The organism is Pseudomonas sp. FYR_2, assembly GCF_043106425.1.
GTDB classification, from domain to species: Bacteria; Pseudomonadota; Gammaproteobacteria; order Pseudomonadales; family Pseudomonadaceae; genus Aquipseudomonas; species Aquipseudomonas monteilii.
The window spans coordinates 16673-31958 of sequence record NZ_JBICMM010000046.1 but is presented as its reverse complement, the minus strand read 5'-3'; the positions used below and the strand labels follow the sequence as shown (position 1 = coordinate 31958).

Here is a 15286-nt window from a genome sequence, read left to right as displayed (position 1 = left end):
ACCACCCGCCCGCGTAAAAACGCGCATTGTCCGTCAACACCCTCGATGCAACAAGCGCAGCGCCAACTGTTACCATGGCCCATAGCCTACAACCGACAAGACCGAGCCCGAGATGAACCAACCGTGGAGCCCTGACAGCTGGCGCGCCCTGCCGATCCAGCAGCAACCGACCTACCCCGACGCCGCGCACTTGCTGAAGGTTGAACAAACCCTGGCCAGCTATCCGCCGCTGGTATTCGCGGGCGAGGCACGCGAGCTGCGCCGCCAGTTTGCCGAGGTGACCGAAGGGCGCGCCTTCCTGCTGCAGGGGGGCGACTGCGCCGAGAGCTTCGCCGAGTTCTCGGCGGCGAAAATCCGCGACACCTTCAAGGTGCTGCTGCAAATGGCGATCGTGATGACCTTTGCCGCCGGCTGCCCGGTGGTCAAGGTTGGCCGCATGGCCGGCCAGTTTGCCAAGCCGCGCTCCTCGGGCGATGAAACCATCGGCGATATCACCCTGCCCGCCTACCGTGGCGACATCGTCAACGGCATTGGTTTCGATGCCAAAAGCCGCATCCCCGACCCGGATCGCCTGCTGCAGGCCTACCACCAGGCCACCGCCAGCCTCAACCTGCTGCGCGCCTTTGCCCAGGGTGGCTTTGCCGACCTGCACCAGGTGCACAAGTGGAACCTGGACTTCATTGCCAACTCGGCGCTGGCCGACAAGTACCACCAGCTGGCCAACCGCATCGACGAAACCCTGGCGTTCATGCGCGCCTGTGGCCTGGACAGCGCGCCACAACTGCGTGAAACCAGCTTCTTCACGGCCCACGAAGCACTGCTGCTGAACTATGAAGAAGCCTTTGTGCGCCAGGACAGCCTGACCGGCGACTACTACGACTGCTCGGCGCACATGCTGTGGATCGGCGACCGCACTCGTCAACTGGACGGTGCCCATGTGGAGTTCCTGCGAGGGGTGCACAACCCGGTCGGGGTCAAGGTCGGCCCCAGCATGAACCCTGAAGAGCTGATCCGCCTGATCGACACGCTCAACCCGGCCAACGACCCCGGGCGCCTGAACCTGATCGTGCGCATGGGCGCGAGCAAGGTTGGCGACCACCTGCCGGGGCTGATCCGCACCGTCGAACGCGAAGGGCGAAAGGTGCTGTGGAGCTCGGACCCGATGCACGGCAACACCATCAAGGCCAGCACCGGCTACAAGACCCGCGACTTTGCGCAGATCCTGGATGAAGTGAAGCAGTTCTTCCAGGTACACCAGGCCGAGGGCAGCCATGCCGGCGGCATTCATATCGAGATGACCGGGCAGAACGTCACCGAATGCATCGGCGGCGCCCGGCCGATCACTGAAGATGCGTTGTCTGACCGGTATCACACCCATTGCGACCCACGGATGAATGCCGATCAGTCGCTGGAGCTGGCGTTTCTGATTGCCGAAACCCTCAAGCAGGTGCGGCGCTAATCGAAGCAAGTCATACGGGCCTCTTCGCGGGCAAGCCCGCTCCCACAAGCACCGCACAACTCTCAAGTATTGTGCAGTACCTGTGGGAGCGGGCTTGCCCGCGAAGAGTCCGGCAAATCCACCGACAACGTTAGCCTATTTCCGCAGCGGATCATCCCAAAAGTGCCGCTCGGCCTCTTGCTGGATATCGGCCCGGCTCAGCCCCAGGTCATGCAAGGTAGCATCGCTGAGGGCGGCCAGTTCTCGCCGCTGGCGGTACAACTCCAGCCAGCGCACCGGCCGCTGCAGGACCGCATGCCACAGGTGGTGCAGGGAGAAGGCAGGTTGCTGGATGCTGCTGACATGACCTTTCATCGTGAAGCCCTCCGTGTTGGATGGCCTCAGTCTCGCGCCGGGCTTAAGATCAATCCAACGAATGTTTCTGATGCCATGCATCTCGGAGATTGATGCAATGTCCCAGTACCAGAGCCTCGATGCAGACGTGCTGCGCACCTTCGTCGCCATCGCCGAGCAAGGCGGTTTCACCCGCGCTGGCGAAGTGGTCAACCGCACCCAGTCGGCGGTGAGCATGCAGATGAAACGCCTGGAAGAAGACATTCTGCAGCGCCAGCTGTTCGAGCGTGACGGCCGCCAGGTCAGGCTCACCGCCGAAGGCCAGGTGCTGTTGGGCTATGCCCGGCGCATCCTCAAGCTGCATGGCGAGGTGTTCAATACCTTGCGCATGCCGCACATGGTCGGGATGGTGCGCATCGGCACGCCAGACGACTACGCCATGCGCTTTTTGCCGACCATTCTGTCGAGCTTTGCCCAGGCCTACCCGCTGGTGCAGGTGGAAGTGCATTGCGACTCGTCCAAACAGCTGATGCTGCGCCAAGACCTGGACCTGACCATCGTCACGCGCGAGCCGGGCAACGAGGTTGGCCAGTTGCTGCGCCAGGAACGCCTGGTGTGGGCCGCCGCCGAAGGCTTTTGCCCGCAAGAGCAGCGGCCGATGCCTGTGGCGCTGTTCAATACCGACTGCTTCTGCCGAGCCTGGACGTGCAACGCACTGGAAGCGCAGGGCATCGACTACCGCATCGCCTATACCAGCCCCAGCCTGGCGGCGATCTTTGCCATTGTCACGGCGGGCTTGGCGGTAACGGCGCAATTGCAGAGCCTGATTGGCGGGAACATCCGCATCCTGGGCGAACAGGACGGGTTGCCGCAGCTGCCCATGGCCAATGTAATGCTGTTGCGCAACACCCAGACCCAGTCCCCCATCACCGACTGCATGGCCGATTACATCGTCGAAGGGTTCAAGTAATTTGGGGCCGTTTTGCGGCCCCACAATCTCAAAGTTCAAACCCGAGCATCACCGCACACACCACCAAAAACACACAGAACATCGCCCGCAATACCTTCTCGGGCAGCGCATGGGCCAACTTCACCCCCCAACTGATGCTGAGCAAGCCGCCCACCGCCAGTGGAATCCCCACGCCCCAATCAACACTATGGTGCACGCCATAGGTCAGCAGCGTGACCAAGGTGCTCGGCGCCGCCAGCGCCAGCGACAACCCCTGCGCCACCACCTGGGTGGTGCCAAACACACTGGTCAAGATCGGCGTCGCCACCACCGCCCCGCCGACACCGAACAACCCGCCCATGGTGCCGGCAAAGCTGCCCAGCACGCCCAGCCACGGCCAGGCATAGCGCAGTTCGGCACTCGGCGGCGACACTTTCATGAACATCCGCGCCACGTTCCACACCGCCAGCGCTACCAGAAAGCCGACAAAACCCAGGCGCATGGAATGCGCATCCAGCCCCACTGCCCAGATCGACCCCAGCCAGGCAAACAGGAAGCTGCACGCCGACAGCGGCACGGCATGGCGCAGCTCAATGCGGTTGCGCTGGTGATACCGCCACAGCGCCAGCAGCACGTTCGGTACCACCATCACCAGCGCCGTACCCTGCGCCAGTTGCTGGTCCAGGCCGAACAGCACGCCCAGCGCCGGAATGGCGATCAGCCCGCCGCCAATGCCGAACAGGCCCCCCATGGTGCCAAGGGCAGCGCCCAACACGATATACAACAACCACTCGATCATCAGGGCCTCATCCGCCTGTATAGATATTGCGAGCATGCTAACGATTGCGGGCTGGCAGGGAAACGCACAGCAGCGCACAATGGCTGTGCGCATTTCGCAAAAGCAAGGCAACCATGAGCCCCGATGCCCTCACCGACCAGCTGAGCCTGTTCCTCGATGTGCTGGAGACCGGCAGTTTTTCAGCCGCTGCCCGCCGCCATCCGCTGACCCCGTCTGCGGTGGCCCGACGCATCGACAACCTGGAAACCGCCGTGGGCAGCCGTCTGTTCAGCCGCAGCACCCACGCCGTGCGCGCCACCCCTGCGGGCAATGCGTTTGCCGAACGGGCCAGGCGCATCATCGAGGAGCTGCGCCTGGCCCGGGCCGAAGCAGTATCGCTGAGCAACGCCCCGGAAGGGCTGATCCGTATCGACGCCCCCGCCGCGTTCGGCCGCCGCCATCTTGCACCGGCCATCGCCGACTTCCTGGTGGCCTACCCTGGCCTGGACGTGCAGTTGCGCCTGATCGACAGCTTCGTCGACCTGCATGGCAGCCACCTGGGCGAGGTCGACCTGGTACTGCGTGCCGGCCCCCTGGCCGACACCCGCCTGGTCGCTACGCCGCTGGCCTACATGGTACGCATCGCCTGCGCCAGCCCGGCTTATCTGGCGAGCCGAGGCATCCCTACCTGCCCCAGCGAACTGCCCGGGCACGACGGCCTGGACTGGGACGGCCTGGCACCGCCGTTCGCCTGGCGCTTCACCGTAGCCGGGCAAACCCGCCTGTACCGCCCGGCGCGCATGCGCATGGCCGCCAACAATGCAGAAACCCTGCTGTTCGGCGCCCTCGCCGGCCTAGGTGTTGCCCACCTGCCCACCTGGCTGATCAGCGAATACCTTTTGCGCGGCGAACTGGTCCCGCTGTTTTGCGGTGGCGGCCTGCCCGAAGCCGAAACCAGCGGTATTTATGCGCTACGCCTGGAACACAAAACGAACTCTCGCAGCCGTTTGCTGCTCGAATTTCTCAAGAGTCGCTTCAGCCCGGTTCCCCCCTGGGACCTGGCCTTGCGCAGTGAACTGCGCGAGTAATGCGCGCACTAATGATCAGCGAGCCAGAATTCCCCATTATTGCCTTCAAGGACCTGCATGAACGCCAACACCCAAGCCTCCTGTGACGAGCTGCTGCTGGACAACCAGGTCTGCTTTGCCCTGCACTCCACCTCGTTGCTGATGACCAAGGTCTACAAACCGCTGCTGCAGGCCTTGGGCCTGACCTACCCACAGTACCTGGCCATGCTCGTGCTGTGGGAGCGCGACGGCCTGACCGTGGGCGAGATCAGCCAGCACCTGCTCACCGACCCGGGCTCGCTGACCCCGCTGCTCAAGCGCCTTGAAAGCGAGGGCCTGCTGCAACGCAACCGCAGCCGCGAGGACGAACGGGTGGTGATGGTGCAACTGACCGACAAGGGCCGTGCCCTGCAACAACAGGCCAAAGAGGTGCCTCAGTGCATCCTCAAGGCCAGTGGGTACAGCCTGGCGCAGCTGCAACAACTGCAGGCCGACCTGCTGAACTTGCGCGAGAACCTGCAGAAAAACCTCTGAAAGCTATGCTGTGCAATGGCCGTTCGGATGAGCGGTGACGATTTATCTTGCGCACAAACTAATTGCGCGCTAATTTAAATCCAACACCAACCCGCGCCCTCCCCCGAACAGGAAGCGCACAGCACATTAGCGAGGCTCAAGATGCAAAAGGTCACTCCGCTGTACATCGCAGAAGCTACCTCCACCGGTGGGCGCGACGGCAAATCCAAGTCCAGCGACGGTAAGCTGGTCGTCAGCCTGAGCACCCCCAAGGAACTGGGCGGCGCCGGAGGTGACGGCACCAACCCCGAGCAGATGTTCGCCGCCGGTTACTCGGCCTGCTTCATTGGCGCCCTCAAATTTGTAGCCGGGCAAGAGAAAAAAGCCCTGCCGGCCGATGCATCGATCACCGCCAACGTGGGCATCGGCCAGATCCCGGGTGGTTTCGGCCTGGACATCGACCTGCACATCAACCTGCCGGGCCTGGCCCAGGCCGATGCCGAAGGGTTGGTGGAAAAAGCGCACAAGGTGTGCCCGTACTCCAACGCTACCCGCGGCAATGTGGATGTACGCCTGCATGTGACCGTGTAAATCACAGGCACAAAAAAACCCGGCCAAGGCCGGGTTTTTGCGTTTCACAAGAAGAATTACTTCTTGGAGCGGCCTTTGAAGCTGTTGTCGCGAGTGTCGATGTCGATCCACTCGTCGATCTGGATGAAGTCGGCAACCTGGATCTCGGTACCGTTCTTCAGTTTGGCAGGCTTCATGACCTTGCCCGAGGTGTCGCCGCGAGCAGCGTTCTCGGTGTAGACAACCTGACGGCTGATGGTGGTCGGCAGTTCAACCGATACCAGGCGGCCTTCAAAGAACACGGCTTCGCAGATGTCTTCCATGCCTTCTTCGATGTACGGCAGAACGGCGTCGATGTCTTCGGCGTTCAGTTCGTACATGGTGTAGTCGGTGGTGTCCATGAAGGTGTACGAGTCACCGCTGATGAACGACAGGGTCGCTTCTTTGCGATCCAGGATCACGTCGTCCAGCTTGTCGTCCGCACCGTATACGGTTTCGGTCTTGTAGCCGGTCAGCAGGTTCTTCAGCTTGGTCTTCATGATCGCGCTGTTACGGCCCGACTTGGTGAACTCAGCTTTTTGAACCAGCCACGGGTCGTTGTCGATCCGCAGGACGGTACCGGGTTTCAGTTCTTTACCAGTTTTCATTACGAAGTATCCGAATCTGGATGGATTTATAAAAATCGAGGCCGCGTATCATAGCGAATTTCGGTAAAAGTGTACTAGCGCTGTGGCAAGGTCCGGCTGAGCGGCCTGTTGCACACCCCAAAGGCGGGCATGCTGCTGCAGTTCTGGCCAATGGTGACGGGCCGCCCGCCAGGCCTGGCCCATGTCGAAATCCATGTTCCAGGCACGCCATAGGCCCAGCAGTGCGGCATCGGCATCGTCTGACAGGCCGCGTCGATAATGCCCGAGAAACGCTTCGAGCTTTTCCCAGTGAGCATTTTCGTCCTGTACGTAGATGTGCCACAGCATCGGTTGCCCGGCCCACTGTGCACGCACGAACGAATCTTCGCCGCGCACGGCGTTGAAATCACAGCTCCACAGCAGCCGGTCGTAGTCGTCCTGGCTGACGAAAGGCAGCACCTGCACCGTCAGTGCCCCTCGTTTGCGCACGCTGCCCACGGGTAGCGGCGCCTCGCCAAGCCACTGGCTGAGCCCCGCGACAACGCGCCCCAGCGGCACCAGCAGGTGACAAGGCTGCTCGCTTGTGGCCAGGGCATCAAGCCAGTTGCCCAGCTGCGGGTTTTCGTAGGCGAACAGCGAAACCAGCAACGCCCCTGCTTCGGGGTTTACACCAAGCCCCTGCAAGAAGGCCTGCCTTGCCCCCTGCTCAAAGGCGTCACGCCGCGCCAGCAGCGAGCCCTCGCGCAGCAGGCCACCGGTTTTCTCGGTAAAGCCGGGGAAGAAAAACACCTTGCGCAGGCCGTTGGGCTGCGGCGACGGCAAGCCGTGGCAGCCTTCCACCCAGTCCTCGGCACTGAGGTATTCCAGGTTCAGCCACAGCGGCGGCGTGGCGCAGGCACGCATGGCCTCCACATAAGGCGCCGGCAACTGGCAGGCGAATGCGCCGATCACCACATCAGCCGGATCCACCGGCAACCAGGCCGCCGGCCATTGGCGCACGTCCACACCCTGCTGCCACTGTTGCGTAGCAGTGGCATCGGCGCCGGGGCACATGGGCGTGAAGGCGTTCAGGTCATCCACCCACAGGCGCACCGCCAGGCCATGCTCAGCCACCAGCTGCCGAGCCAGGCGCCAGGTCACGCCAATATCGCCGTAGTTATCGACGACACTGCAGAAGATGTCCCAGGTGGCTTTCATGCGCCCCTCCCGTACCGGTGCAAAAACCGCGAATTCTGCGCATAAATTGTCGCCGACAAAAGCACCTGCGCGGAAAAATGCGCAAGTGCATGCGACAATGCACCCCGACCGACCTTGCCAGGAGGCTGCCATGCCCCGCCAGCGTGAACTGAAAATCACCCTCAAGCCGTTGCCGTTGATCCTGTGCGTTGCCTTTGGCCTTTGGCTGGGCGCGGTGGCCATTGTGGCGAGCGCCTGGCTGGCCCTGTCGGTGTGGCCGCAGCAGGTACAGCCGCTGGCCCAGGCCCTGCCCCCCAGCGTCTACCCGCCAGCATCGGCACCGGCAGCCGCCACGCCAGCGGATGCCCAGGCCGAGATGTTCGACCGCTACAAGGACATCCTGCACAAGCAGGAACAGCAACAGGCCGCCGAAGCCGCGCAAGGCAACCCGCGCAACCTCAACAGCCCCAAGTGCCAGTTCTGGCTGCAGCAGAACCGCACCGCCCCCACCGAAAAAAGCCAGGCCAATGTGCTGGAGTTCTGTTACTGACCATGGACAAGCCCCACCTGCTGGCGCAGATCGTCGCCATCCTCACGCATGATCTGGACGTGCTGACCCGTGCAGCGCAAACCGCCTACGAGGCCGCCATCGCCGAAGAGAACATCGCCGAGAACAAGTACGACACCCTGGGCCTGGAAGCCTCCTACCTGGCCACCGGTCAGGCCCGGCGCAGTGCAGAGATTCGCCAGGCGCTGCTGATCTACCAGCAGTTGCTGCTGCGCGACTATGACCCGGCACGGGGAGTGCAGGTGAGCAACCTGGTGACGCTGGAGGATGAGGATGGCGGGCAGCGGCGGGTGTTCATCGGCCCTGAAGCGGCAGGGCTGAAAATTGGCGAGGGGGATGGGTTGGTAACTGTAATTACCCCACGCTCGCCGCTTGGGCAGCAGTTAATGGGCAAGAAGACTGATGATGAGGTGAGCCTGGGCGTGCAGGCATTGTTCATTGTTGATGTTGTCTGAACTTGCCCGCGAAGGGGCCGGAACAGGCAATAATGCACACCTAATGGTCTTGCAAGGCATCAAACCGCCCCGCCAACCCCTGCTCGGCAAACTTCTCCACCACAAAATCGATGAACGCCCGGGTCTTTCCCGGCAACAGCTTGTGCTCGGCGAAATACAGGCTGATGTGCCCGTCGTCCACATACCAGTCCGGCAACACCCGCCGCAGCCGCCCACCCTGCAGGTAGGGCACGGCAAACGGCAGGCTCACCAGGGCAATCCCCAGCCCCTGCTCGGCCACCGCGCACGCCGCGTCCGAATCGCTCATGGTCATCGCCTGGCGCAGTTGCAACGGCTGTTGCGCCTGCCAGCGGCTAGTCAACGGCCACGAACGCACCCGCCCGGTCTGCGGTGAGCGGATCAGGATACCGTCGTGGCGCTGCAGCACCTCCGGGTCTGCAATCGGCGCATGCCGCTCAAGATAAACCGGCGCCGCCACCAACACCCGGTGCGCAGGCGTCAGCTTGCGCGCCACCACCCCCGGCGGCAGTTCAAAACCACCGCCAATCGCCGCATCGAACCCTTGGCCAATCAAGTCGACCTGGCGGTTGTCGAAATGCCAGTCCGGGGTAATAGCCGGGTAACGGCGCAAAAACTCACTCAGCAACGGCAACACGTACAAGCGCCCGAACACCGTACCCATACTTACCCGCAACAGCCCGGCCGGCTGGCCTTCGGCGCTGGCCAGGTTGGCCACGGCGTACTGGATGGTGCGAAAGCTGTCACTGACCTCACCGAGAAAACGCTGCCCCGCTTCGGTCAAAGTCAGCTTGCGGGTACTACGCTGGAACAACCGCACCCCCAGGCGCGCCTCCAGTTGGGCCACATGCTTGCCCACAGCGGCCGGGGTAATGCTCAGGCGCCTGGCAGCCTCGGCAAAGCTGCCGACCTCGGCACTGCGGATGAAGCATTCCAACGCGTTGAACGATTCCATGGCCATGATTGGCAACCAAAGGTTTACTCTGCTGATAGTGATTGCCATCTTATCAGCAGGTAATCGAGCGCCGATACTGCGCCCATCCAAGGCATTCCGGCCTGGCTTCCAGCAGGAGATCAGCATGTCCAAGCAACTTACACTCGAAGGCAAAGTGGCCCTGGTACAGGGCGGTTCCCGCGGCATTGGTGCGGCCATCGTGCGGCGCCTGGCCCGCGAAGGCGCACACGTGGCCTTTACCTATGTCAGCTCTGCCGGCCCGGCAGAAGCACTGGCCCAGGAAATTACCGAAAACGGCGGCAAGGCCCTGGCCCTTCGCGCCGACAGTGCCGAGGCAGCAGCCGTGCAACTGGCGGTGGATGACGCCGTGAAGGCCTTCGGCCGACTGGATATCCTGGTCAACAACGCCGGCGTGCTGGCAGTGGCACCGGTAGCCGAATTCGACCTGGCCGACTTCGACCGCATGCTGGCGGTGAATGTACGCAGCGTGTTCGTCGCCAGCCAGGCCGCCGCACGCTACATGGGCCAGGGCGGGCGCATCATCAACATCGGCAGCACCAACGCCGAGCGCATGCCGTTTGCCGGTGGCGCACCCTATGCCATGAGCAAGTCGGCGCTGGTTGGCCTGACCCGCGGCATGGCCCGTGACCTGGGGCCGCAAGGCATTACCGTGAATAACGTGCAGCCAGGGCCGGTGGACACCGACATGAATCCGGCCAGCGGCGAGTTTGCCGAGAGCCTGATCCCGCTGATGGCGATTGGGCGGTATGGCGAGGCGGATGAGATTGCCAGCTTTGTGGCTTACCTCGCGGGCCCAGAGGCCGGGTACATCACCGGGGCAAGCTTGACGATTGATGGCGGGTTTGCTGCTTGAGCTGATGGGCTGCCTGTGCCGGCGACAGGGCCGGTACAGGCTTATCCACTCCCAGACCCCAGCCGCTGTTCCATCACCTCCAGAAAAGCCCGGGCAGCGGGCGTCGGGCTGGAGGACCACACGGCATACAAGTGCCGCACCGGCGCATCCACCAACCGCGCCACCGTCACACCTTCGAAGCCCTGGGCCACCCGCTCCGGCACCAGGCCCACCGCCATGCCCCGCTGCACAAACTTTTCCACCAGACGCACATGCCCGATTTCAAACTGCACCCGGCGCTGCAACCCTGCGGCGTGAAACGCCTCATCCGTCTGCCGCCGTGCCCCGGTGCCTTCAGGGAAGTCCACCAGCACCTCGTCCGCCAGGTCGGCCAACGCCAACGGCGTACGGCCGGCAAGTCGATGACCAACCGGCAACAACGCCACCAGTTCCTCCCTGGCCAGCAAGCGGTGCTCCACGCCCTGCACGACCTCGCCCTGCCACAGGCCTATAAAGCCCACATCCAGGCGCCGCTCGACCACATCGGCGATCAGCAATTCGCTCTTGGCCGTGATCCAGCGCACATCCACATCCGGGAAACGACCATGAAACAGTGCCAGCAGGTCGACCAGGTCCAACGCCGTGAGCGAGCTGATTTCACCAATCGCCAGTCGCCCTCGCACCTGTCCGCAAGCCGCCGCCACGTCATCGGCAATGCGCCGGGCCGCTTCCACCGCCGGCCGGGCGCTAAGCACAAAAGCCTCGCCGGCAGGGGTCAGGCGCACCCGTCGCGAACTACGCTCGAACAGGCTGACGCCCAACTGTGCCTCCAGCCGCGCCACCTGATGGCTAAGCGCCGACTGCACCACATGGCAGCGCTCGGCCGCGCGGGTAAAGCTGCCCGTGTCGGCAACGGCAAGGGCATATTCGAGCTGCTTGAGGTTCATAGATCTATCTGCTTTCAAGATGGATAAGTTGAAAACTATACATTGGTGTCATGCCAGACACTTCCTGATAATCCTCCCACTTACTACTGCCCGCCACGAGAACCGCATGAACGCCCCCACTCTCAGCCGCGCCCTGATCCTGCTGATGGCCACCGCCACCGGCCTGGCCGTGGCCAGCAATTACTACGCCCAACCACTGCTGCACAGCATCGCCGAGCAGTTCGGCCTGAGCACCGCCAGCGCCGGCAGCATCGTCATCGCCGCCCAACTCAGCTATGGCGCCGGCTTGTTGTTGCTTGCGCCGCTGGGTGACCTGTTCGAGCAGCGCCGGCTGATCACCGTTATGACCGCTATTTCCACGCTGGGCCTTGTCATCAGTGCCTGTGCGCCGAGCCTGCCCTGGCTGATCCTGGGCACGGCGCTCACCGGGCTGTTCTCGGTGGTGGCGCAGATCCTGGTCCCCATGGCCGCGACCCTGAGCGCGCCAAATCAGCGCGGCCGTGCGGTCGGCACGCTGATGAGCGGCCTGCTGCTGGGGATCCTGCTGGCGCGCACCGCAGCCGGGTTCATGGCCGAACTGGGCGGCTGGCGTAGCATCTATGTGCTGGCCGCCGTGCTGATGGCGATTACCACCCTGGCCCTGTACCGCAGCTTGCCACAGCACCACAGCCATGCTGGGCTAAAGTACCCGGCGCTGATCGCTTCGGTGTTCCGCCTGTTCTTCGAAGAGCCCGTGCTGCGCCTGCGCTCACTGCTTGGGCTGCTGGCGTTCAGCCTGTTCGCACTGTTCTGGACACCGCTGGCGTTTCTGCTCGCACAAGGCCCCTACCACTATTCCGATGCCGTGATCGGCCTGTTCGGTCTGGCTGGTGCGGCGGGTGCGCTGTCGGCCAACTGGGCCGGGCGGCTGGCCGACCGTGGCAAAGGCTCGCTGGGTACCACTGTGGGCTTGGTCGTGTTGCTGCTGTCGTGGGTGCCGCTGGGGTTTGCCCAGCAGTCGCTGCTGGCCTTGCTGCTGGGCGTGCTGATGCTCGACCTGGCAGTGCAACTGGTGCACGTGAGCAACCAGAACGCAGTGATTGCCCTGCGGCCCGAGGCACGCACGCGGCTGAATGCCGGGTACATCACCTGCTACTTCATTGGCGGGGCGCTGGGCTCGCTGCTGGGCACACAGTTGTTCCAGCACCAGGGCTGGATGGGCATTGTGGTAGCAGGCCTGGTGATAGGCGGGCTGGCGCTGCTGGCGTGGGGGCTGGCCAATCGAAAGGCCGTTTGATTGACACAGGGGCGACATCGCACCGCACTACCCTCCGTCGTATTGGCGTTGACTTGCCTGCCCGGGCAGCGCTCAGTAGGCGCTGGTCAATGCCCTTTCCCTGACAGGACGACTTTATGACAAGACTCACGGTGCAATCCGGCGATTTCTTGCAAGGTGAAGGCGAGTATCGCAACGGATCGCTCACACTCAAGACCCCGCGCAGCCCCTCCCCGGGCGAGCGGATTTCACTCGCGCGCATCAGCGACCTCAGGCTGGCCAGCCTGGAATCAAGCCGCAGCCTGGGCAGCGCCCTGGGCTGGGGTGTGGCCGGCGCTCTGGTGGCGGGCCCGGTAGGGTTGCTGGCCGGGCTGTGGCTGGGTGGCAAGGAGGAAGAAGCCACCTTCCTGGCCACCTTCAAGGATGGGCGCAAGCTCATGGCGATAACCGACGGCAAAACCTGGTCAAAGATCGATGACAGCTGGCGGCAGCACAAGCGGCCCGCCAACCAGGACTGAATATCGCGGGGCCCGGATCGTTTTATGCAGAAGGCGGCTGTTAAGATGCCGCCTTTTTCATGGTCGGAGCCCCCGCATGCCGCCGCGTCACCCCCGCCTGCCCCTGAGCCTGCTCAGCCTGGGCTTGGCCCTGCATTGCCACCATGTGCTCGCCGAAGACAGCGTGGTGCTGGCGCCGCTGCAGGTGTCCGACACCTATGCCAACGATGGCTACCAGGCACGCCAGGCCGCGGTGGGTGGCTTGCAGCCCGCGCCCTTGCTCGATACGCCCGCCTCGGTCAGCGTATTCACCCAGCAACTGCTGGAAGACCGCCAGGTGCGCAAGCTCAGCGAAGTGCTGCAAAGTGACGCCTCGGTTGGCGACAGCTATGCCCCCATCGGCTACTACGAAAATTTCAATGTGCGCGGCTTCGAGCTGAATGCCGCCAGCAGCTACCGCATCAATGGCCAGACCATCGCCGGTGAGCAGAACGTGGCCCTGGAGAACAAGCAGCAGGTGGAGTTGCTCAAGGGCCTGTCAGGGCTGCAGAGCGGCATGTCGGAGCCCGGCGGCTTGGTCAACTACGTGACCAAGCGTGCCGAAGACGTGCGCAGCGTCACGGTATCGACCAATGAGCAAGGCGAACGCTACCTGGCCACCGACCTGGGCGGCTGGTTCGGCAGCGAAAAACAGTTTGGCCTGCGCGCCAACCTGGCCCATGAAGACATCCGCGCCTACGTCGACCACGCCGACGGCAAGCGCGACTTCGCCTCGCTGGCGTTCGACTGGCAGATCAACCCGGATGCCACCCTGCAGCTGGATGCCGAATACCAGCACCGCGAACAGCGCTCGGTGCCGGGTTACCAATTACTGGGCGGCACTGAAGTGCCCCACGGCATCGACCCGGATGACCGCCTGGCCTACCAGGATTGGGCCAAGCCGGTGCAGAACGACTCGCTGAACCTGGGCGGGCGCTTCGAGTACCGCTTCAACGAGGCCTGGACCGGCACCTTGAGTGCCTCGCGCAGCAAGGTGGTGATCGACGACTACAGTTCGTTCGCCTGGGGTTCGAGCGAAGGCGCATTTTTCGGCAACAATGGCGACTACGACATCTACGACTTCCGCAGCCCCGACGACACCCGCCGCACCGATGAGGCGCAGGCCATGCTCAATGGGCGGTTCGATGCGTTGGGCTTGGGTCATGAGCTGACCGTGGGGACCAGTGCGCAACGGCGTACGCTGGATCAGCGACCCAGCTATATGGAATGGGTCGGTACAGGCAACCTGTATACTGGTGCACCGGCTTTTGATCCATCCGATAAGTCCATCAGGTCAAGCGAGCGTCGCCTGGACAGCCGCCAGTATGGGCTGTTTTTCAGCGACCGAATCAGCTTCAACGAGCAATGGCAGATCGTGCTGGGTGCACGTGAAGTACGCCTGGACGAGAAAACCTGGAATGAAGACGGCGCAACTGGTCGCCACACCCGGCAGTACGAGTTGCTGCCTAACGCAGCGCTTATATACAAACCGCAGCCGGATACCACGGTATACGCCAGCTATTCCAAAGGCCTGTCGGCCGGCGGCACAGCGCCGTGGTTTGCGCTGAACAAATTCGAAATCCTCGCGCCCACTACCTCGCACCAACTGGAACTGGGCCTGAAGCACGATTGGCAAGGTGTGAGCTTCAGCGCCGCGCTGTTCCAGATCCGCCAGGCCTACCAGTACGCACGCCCGGACGGCGCCGGCAACTTCACCTATGTGCAGCAAGGCCAGCAGAAAAACACCGGCCTGGAACTGGGCGTCAGCGGCTGGGTGACCCACAACCTGCAGGTGCAAGCCAGCGCTGCGGCCATTCGGGCGCGGGTGCAAAACAGCGGCACCGAGGCCTATGAAGGCCATCAGGCGATCAACGTGCCCAGGTTCCGGGCAGCGCTGCAGGCAGAATACACACTGCCGGTGCCAGGCCTGGCGTTGCTGGGCGGGGCGCGCTACAGCGCCGGCAAGTCTGCGAGCCAGGCGGGAAACGTGGAGGTTGGCGGCTATGCGGTATTCGATCTTGGCAGCCGCTACCGAACGCGTATTGCCGGGTATGACACGGTGCTACGGCTGACCGTTGATAACGTGTTCGACAAACGCTACTGGCGTGATGCAGGGGATTACCTGGGGGATAACTACCTGTTCCAGGGGGCGCCACGTACGGCTCGGCTGTCGGCTTCGGTCAGTTTCTAGATTAGAGGCGCACCAAAGCCAACCTGCATCACCGAAG

17 protein-coding genes are annotated in these 15286 nt (G+C 63.2%); 11 read left to right on the top strand and 6 right to left on the bottom strand.

The genetic code is table 11. The features are described from left to right. Positions 1-112: 112 nt before the first annotated feature. The gene (locus ACF8R4_RS19370; protein WP_060498715.1) at positions 113-1459 is read left to right on the top strand and encodes a class II 3-deoxy-7-phosphoheptulonate synthase; all 1347 of its coding nucleotides are present in this window, start codon (positions 113-115) and stop codon (positions 1457-1459) included. Between the two features lie 135 nt (positions 1460-1594). Here ACF8R4_RS19370 and ACF8R4_RS19365 read toward each other — a convergent pair whose 3' ends face one another. Further along, positions 1595-1813 (bottom strand): DUF1127 domain-containing protein, encoded by a 219-nt coding sequence (locus ACF8R4_RS19365; RefSeq protein ID WP_060498714.1) that lies wholly within the window; start codon positions 1811-1813, stop codon positions 1595-1597. A gap of 97 nt (positions 1814-1910) precedes the next feature. Here ACF8R4_RS19365 and ACF8R4_RS19360 point away from each other — a divergent pair, with 97 nt between their 5' ends. Further along, the gene (locus ACF8R4_RS19360; RefSeq protein ID WP_060498720.1) at positions 1911-2762 is read left to right on the top strand and encodes a LysR substrate-binding domain-containing protein; all 852 of its coding nucleotides are present in this window, start codon (positions 1911-1913) and stop codon (positions 2760-2762) included. A 28-nt stretch (positions 2763-2790) separates the two neighbouring features. Here the strand turns inward: ACF8R4_RS19360 and ACF8R4_RS19355 are convergent, their stop codons facing one another. Then, positions 2791-3540, bottom strand: coding sequence for a sulfite exporter TauE/SafE family protein (locus ACF8R4_RS19355; protein WP_223624235.1), 750 nt, complete (start codon positions 3538-3540; stop codon positions 2791-2793). A gap of 113 nt (positions 3541-3653) precedes the next feature. On the opposite strand from ACF8R4_RS19355, the gene ACF8R4_RS19350 reads away from it, so the two are divergent. From ACF8R4_RS19350 to ACF8R4_RS19340, 3 genes are all read left to right on the top strand, one after another. Next, a complete protein-coding gene (locus ACF8R4_RS19350) occupies positions 3654-4607 on the top strand; it encodes a LysR family transcriptional regulator (protein WP_060498713.1) in 954 nt (317 codons plus the stop codon). 57 nt (positions 4608-4664) lie between these two features. Next, positions 4665-5120, top strand: coding sequence for a MarR family winged helix-turn-helix transcriptional regulator (locus tag ACF8R4_RS19345; protein WP_060498712.1), 456 nt, complete (start codon positions 4665-4667; stop codon positions 5118-5120). 141 nt (positions 5121-5261) lie between these two features. Then, complete coding sequence (locus ACF8R4_RS19340; RefSeq protein ID WP_060498711.1) at positions 5262-5690, top strand: organic hydroperoxide resistance protein; 429 nt, start codon at positions 5262-5264, stop codon at positions 5688-5690. Positions 5691-5746: 56 nt separating this feature from the next. Here ACF8R4_RS19340 and efp read toward each other — a convergent pair whose 3' ends face one another. Continuing rightward, entirely contained in the window at positions 5747-6316 is a 570-nt protein-coding gene (gene efp, locus ACF8R4_RS19335) for an elongation factor P (RefSeq protein ID WP_012271109.1), read from the bottom strand. Positions 6317-6364: 48 nt separating this feature from the next. Then, on the bottom strand, positions 6365-7492 hold the full coding sequence (gene earP, locus ACF8R4_RS19330) for an elongation factor P maturation arginine rhamnosyltransferase EarP (protein WP_104835356.1): 1128 nt from the start codon (positions 7490-7492) through the stop codon (positions 6365-6367). 130 nt (positions 7493-7622) lie between these two features. Here earP and ACF8R4_RS19325 point away from each other — a divergent pair, with 130 nt between their 5' ends. Then, positions 7623-8021, top strand: a complete 399-nt coding sequence (locus tag ACF8R4_RS19325; protein ID WP_060498709.1) for a hypothetical protein — start codon at positions 7623-7625, stop codon at positions 8019-8021. 2 nt (positions 8022-8023) lie between these two features. Beyond that, complete coding sequence (locus ACF8R4_RS19320; protein WP_060498708.1) at positions 8024-8494, top strand: GreA/GreB family elongation factor; 471 nt, start codon at positions 8024-8026, stop codon at positions 8492-8494. Positions 8495-8534: 40 nt separating this feature from the next. On the opposite strand, the gene ACF8R4_RS19315 is transcribed toward ACF8R4_RS19320, so the two are convergent. After that, a complete protein-coding gene (locus tag ACF8R4_RS19315; protein WP_104835357.1) occupies positions 8535-9473 on the bottom strand; it encodes a LysR family transcriptional regulator in 939 nt (312 codons plus the stop codon). Positions 9474-9591: 118 nt separating this feature from the next. Between ACF8R4_RS19315 and ACF8R4_RS19310 the strand changes: the two genes are divergently transcribed. Continuing rightward, positions 9592-10341: a 3-oxoacyl-ACP reductase family protein gene (locus tag ACF8R4_RS19310; RefSeq protein WP_392493230.1), complete on the top strand. Its 750-nt coding sequence runs from the start codon at positions 9592-9594 to the stop codon at positions 10339-10341. 41 nt (positions 10342-10382) lie between these two features. On the opposite strand, the gene ACF8R4_RS19305 is transcribed toward ACF8R4_RS19310, so the two are convergent. After that, the gene (locus ACF8R4_RS19305) at positions 10383-11267 is read right to left on the bottom strand and encodes a LysR family transcriptional regulator (RefSeq protein ID WP_060498705.1); all 885 of its coding nucleotides are present in this window, start codon (positions 11265-11267) and stop codon (positions 10383-10385) included. Positions 11268-11373: 106 nt separating this feature from the next. On the opposite strand from ACF8R4_RS19305, the gene ACF8R4_RS19300 reads away from it, so the two are divergent. The 3 genes from ACF8R4_RS19300 (at position 11374) to ACF8R4_RS19290 (ending at position 15249) form a co-directional block, all read left to right on the top strand. Beyond that, the gene (locus tag ACF8R4_RS19300; protein WP_392493228.1) at positions 11374-12543 is read left to right on the top strand and encodes an MFS transporter; all 1170 of its coding nucleotides are present in this window, start codon (positions 11374-11376) and stop codon (positions 12541-12543) included. 116 nt (positions 12544-12659) lie between these two features. Then, on the top strand, positions 12660-13040 hold the full coding sequence (locus ACF8R4_RS19295; RefSeq protein WP_060498703.1) for a hypothetical protein: 381 nt from the start codon (positions 12660-12662) through the stop codon (positions 13038-13040). A gap of 76 nt (positions 13041-13116) precedes the next feature. After that, a complete protein-coding gene (locus ACF8R4_RS19290) occupies positions 13117-15249 on the top strand; it encodes a TonB-dependent siderophore receptor (protein WP_060498702.1) in 2133 nt (710 codons plus the stop codon). Positions 15250-15286: the final 37 nt, after the last annotated feature.

Excerpts from the sequence above, each read along its gene's own strand:
- ACF8R4_RS19350 (WP_060498713.1), top strand. The coding sequence starts at position 3,654 with ATGAGCCCCGATGCCCTCACCGACCAGCTGAGCCTGTTCCTCGATGTG.
- ACF8R4_RS19365 (WP_060498714.1), bottom strand. The coding sequence starts at position 1,813 with ATGAAAGGTCATGTCAGCAGCATCCAGCAACCTGCCTTCTCCCTGCAC.
- efp (WP_012271109.1), bottom strand. The coding sequence starts at position 6,316 with ATGAAAACTGGTAAAGAACTGAAACCCGGTACCGTCCTGCGGATCGAC.
- ACF8R4_RS19290 (WP_060498702.1), top strand. The coding sequence starts at position 13,117 with ATGCCGCCGCGTCACCCCCGCCTGCCCCTGAGCCTGCTCAGCCTGGGC.
- ACF8R4_RS19295 (WP_060498703.1), top strand. The coding sequence starts at position 12,660 with ATGACAAGACTCACGGTGCAATCCGGCGATTTCTTGCAAGGTGAAGGC.
- ACF8R4_RS19345 (WP_060498712.1), top strand. The coding sequence starts at position 4,665 with ATGAACGCCAACACCCAAGCCTCCTGTGACGAGCTGCTGCTGGACAAC.
- ACF8R4_RS19320 (WP_060498708.1), top strand. The coding sequence starts at position 8,024 with ATGGACAAGCCCCACCTGCTGGCGCAGATCGTCGCCATCCTCACGCAT.
- ACF8R4_RS19315 (WP_104835357.1), bottom strand. The coding sequence starts at position 9,473 with ATGGCCATGGAATCGTTCAACGCGTTGGAATGCTTCATCCGCAGTGCC.
- ACF8R4_RS19305 (WP_060498705.1), bottom strand. The coding sequence starts at position 11,267 with ATGAACCTCAAGCAGCTCGAATATGCCCTTGCCGTTGCCGACACGGGC.
- ACF8R4_RS19360 (WP_060498720.1), top strand. The coding sequence starts at position 1,911 with ATGTCCCAGTACCAGAGCCTCGATGCAGACGTGCTGCGCACCTTCGTC.
- ACF8R4_RS19355 (WP_223624235.1), bottom strand. The coding sequence starts at position 3,540 with ATGATCGAGTGGTTGTTGTATATCGTGTTGGGCGCTGCCCTTGGCACC.
- earP (WP_104835356.1), bottom strand. The coding sequence starts at position 7,492 with ATGAAAGCCACCTGGGACATCTTCTGCAGTGTCGTCGATAACTACGGC.
- ACF8R4_RS19325 (WP_060498709.1), top strand. The coding sequence starts at position 7,623 with ATGCCCCGCCAGCGTGAACTGAAAATCACCCTCAAGCCGTTGCCGTTG.
- ACF8R4_RS19300 (WP_392493228.1), top strand. The coding sequence starts at position 11,374 with ATGAACGCCCCCACTCTCAGCCGCGCCCTGATCCTGCTGATGGCCACC.
- ACF8R4_RS19310 (WP_392493230.1), top strand. The coding sequence starts at position 9,592 with ATGTCCAAGCAACTTACACTCGAAGGCAAAGTGGCCCTGGTACAGGGC.
- ACF8R4_RS19370 (WP_060498715.1), top strand. The coding sequence starts at position 113 with ATGAACCAACCGTGGAGCCCTGACAGCTGGCGCGCCCTGCCGATCCAG.
- ACF8R4_RS19340 (WP_060498711.1), top strand. The coding sequence starts at position 5,262 with ATGCAAAAGGTCACTCCGCTGTACATCGCAGAAGCTACCTCCACCGGT.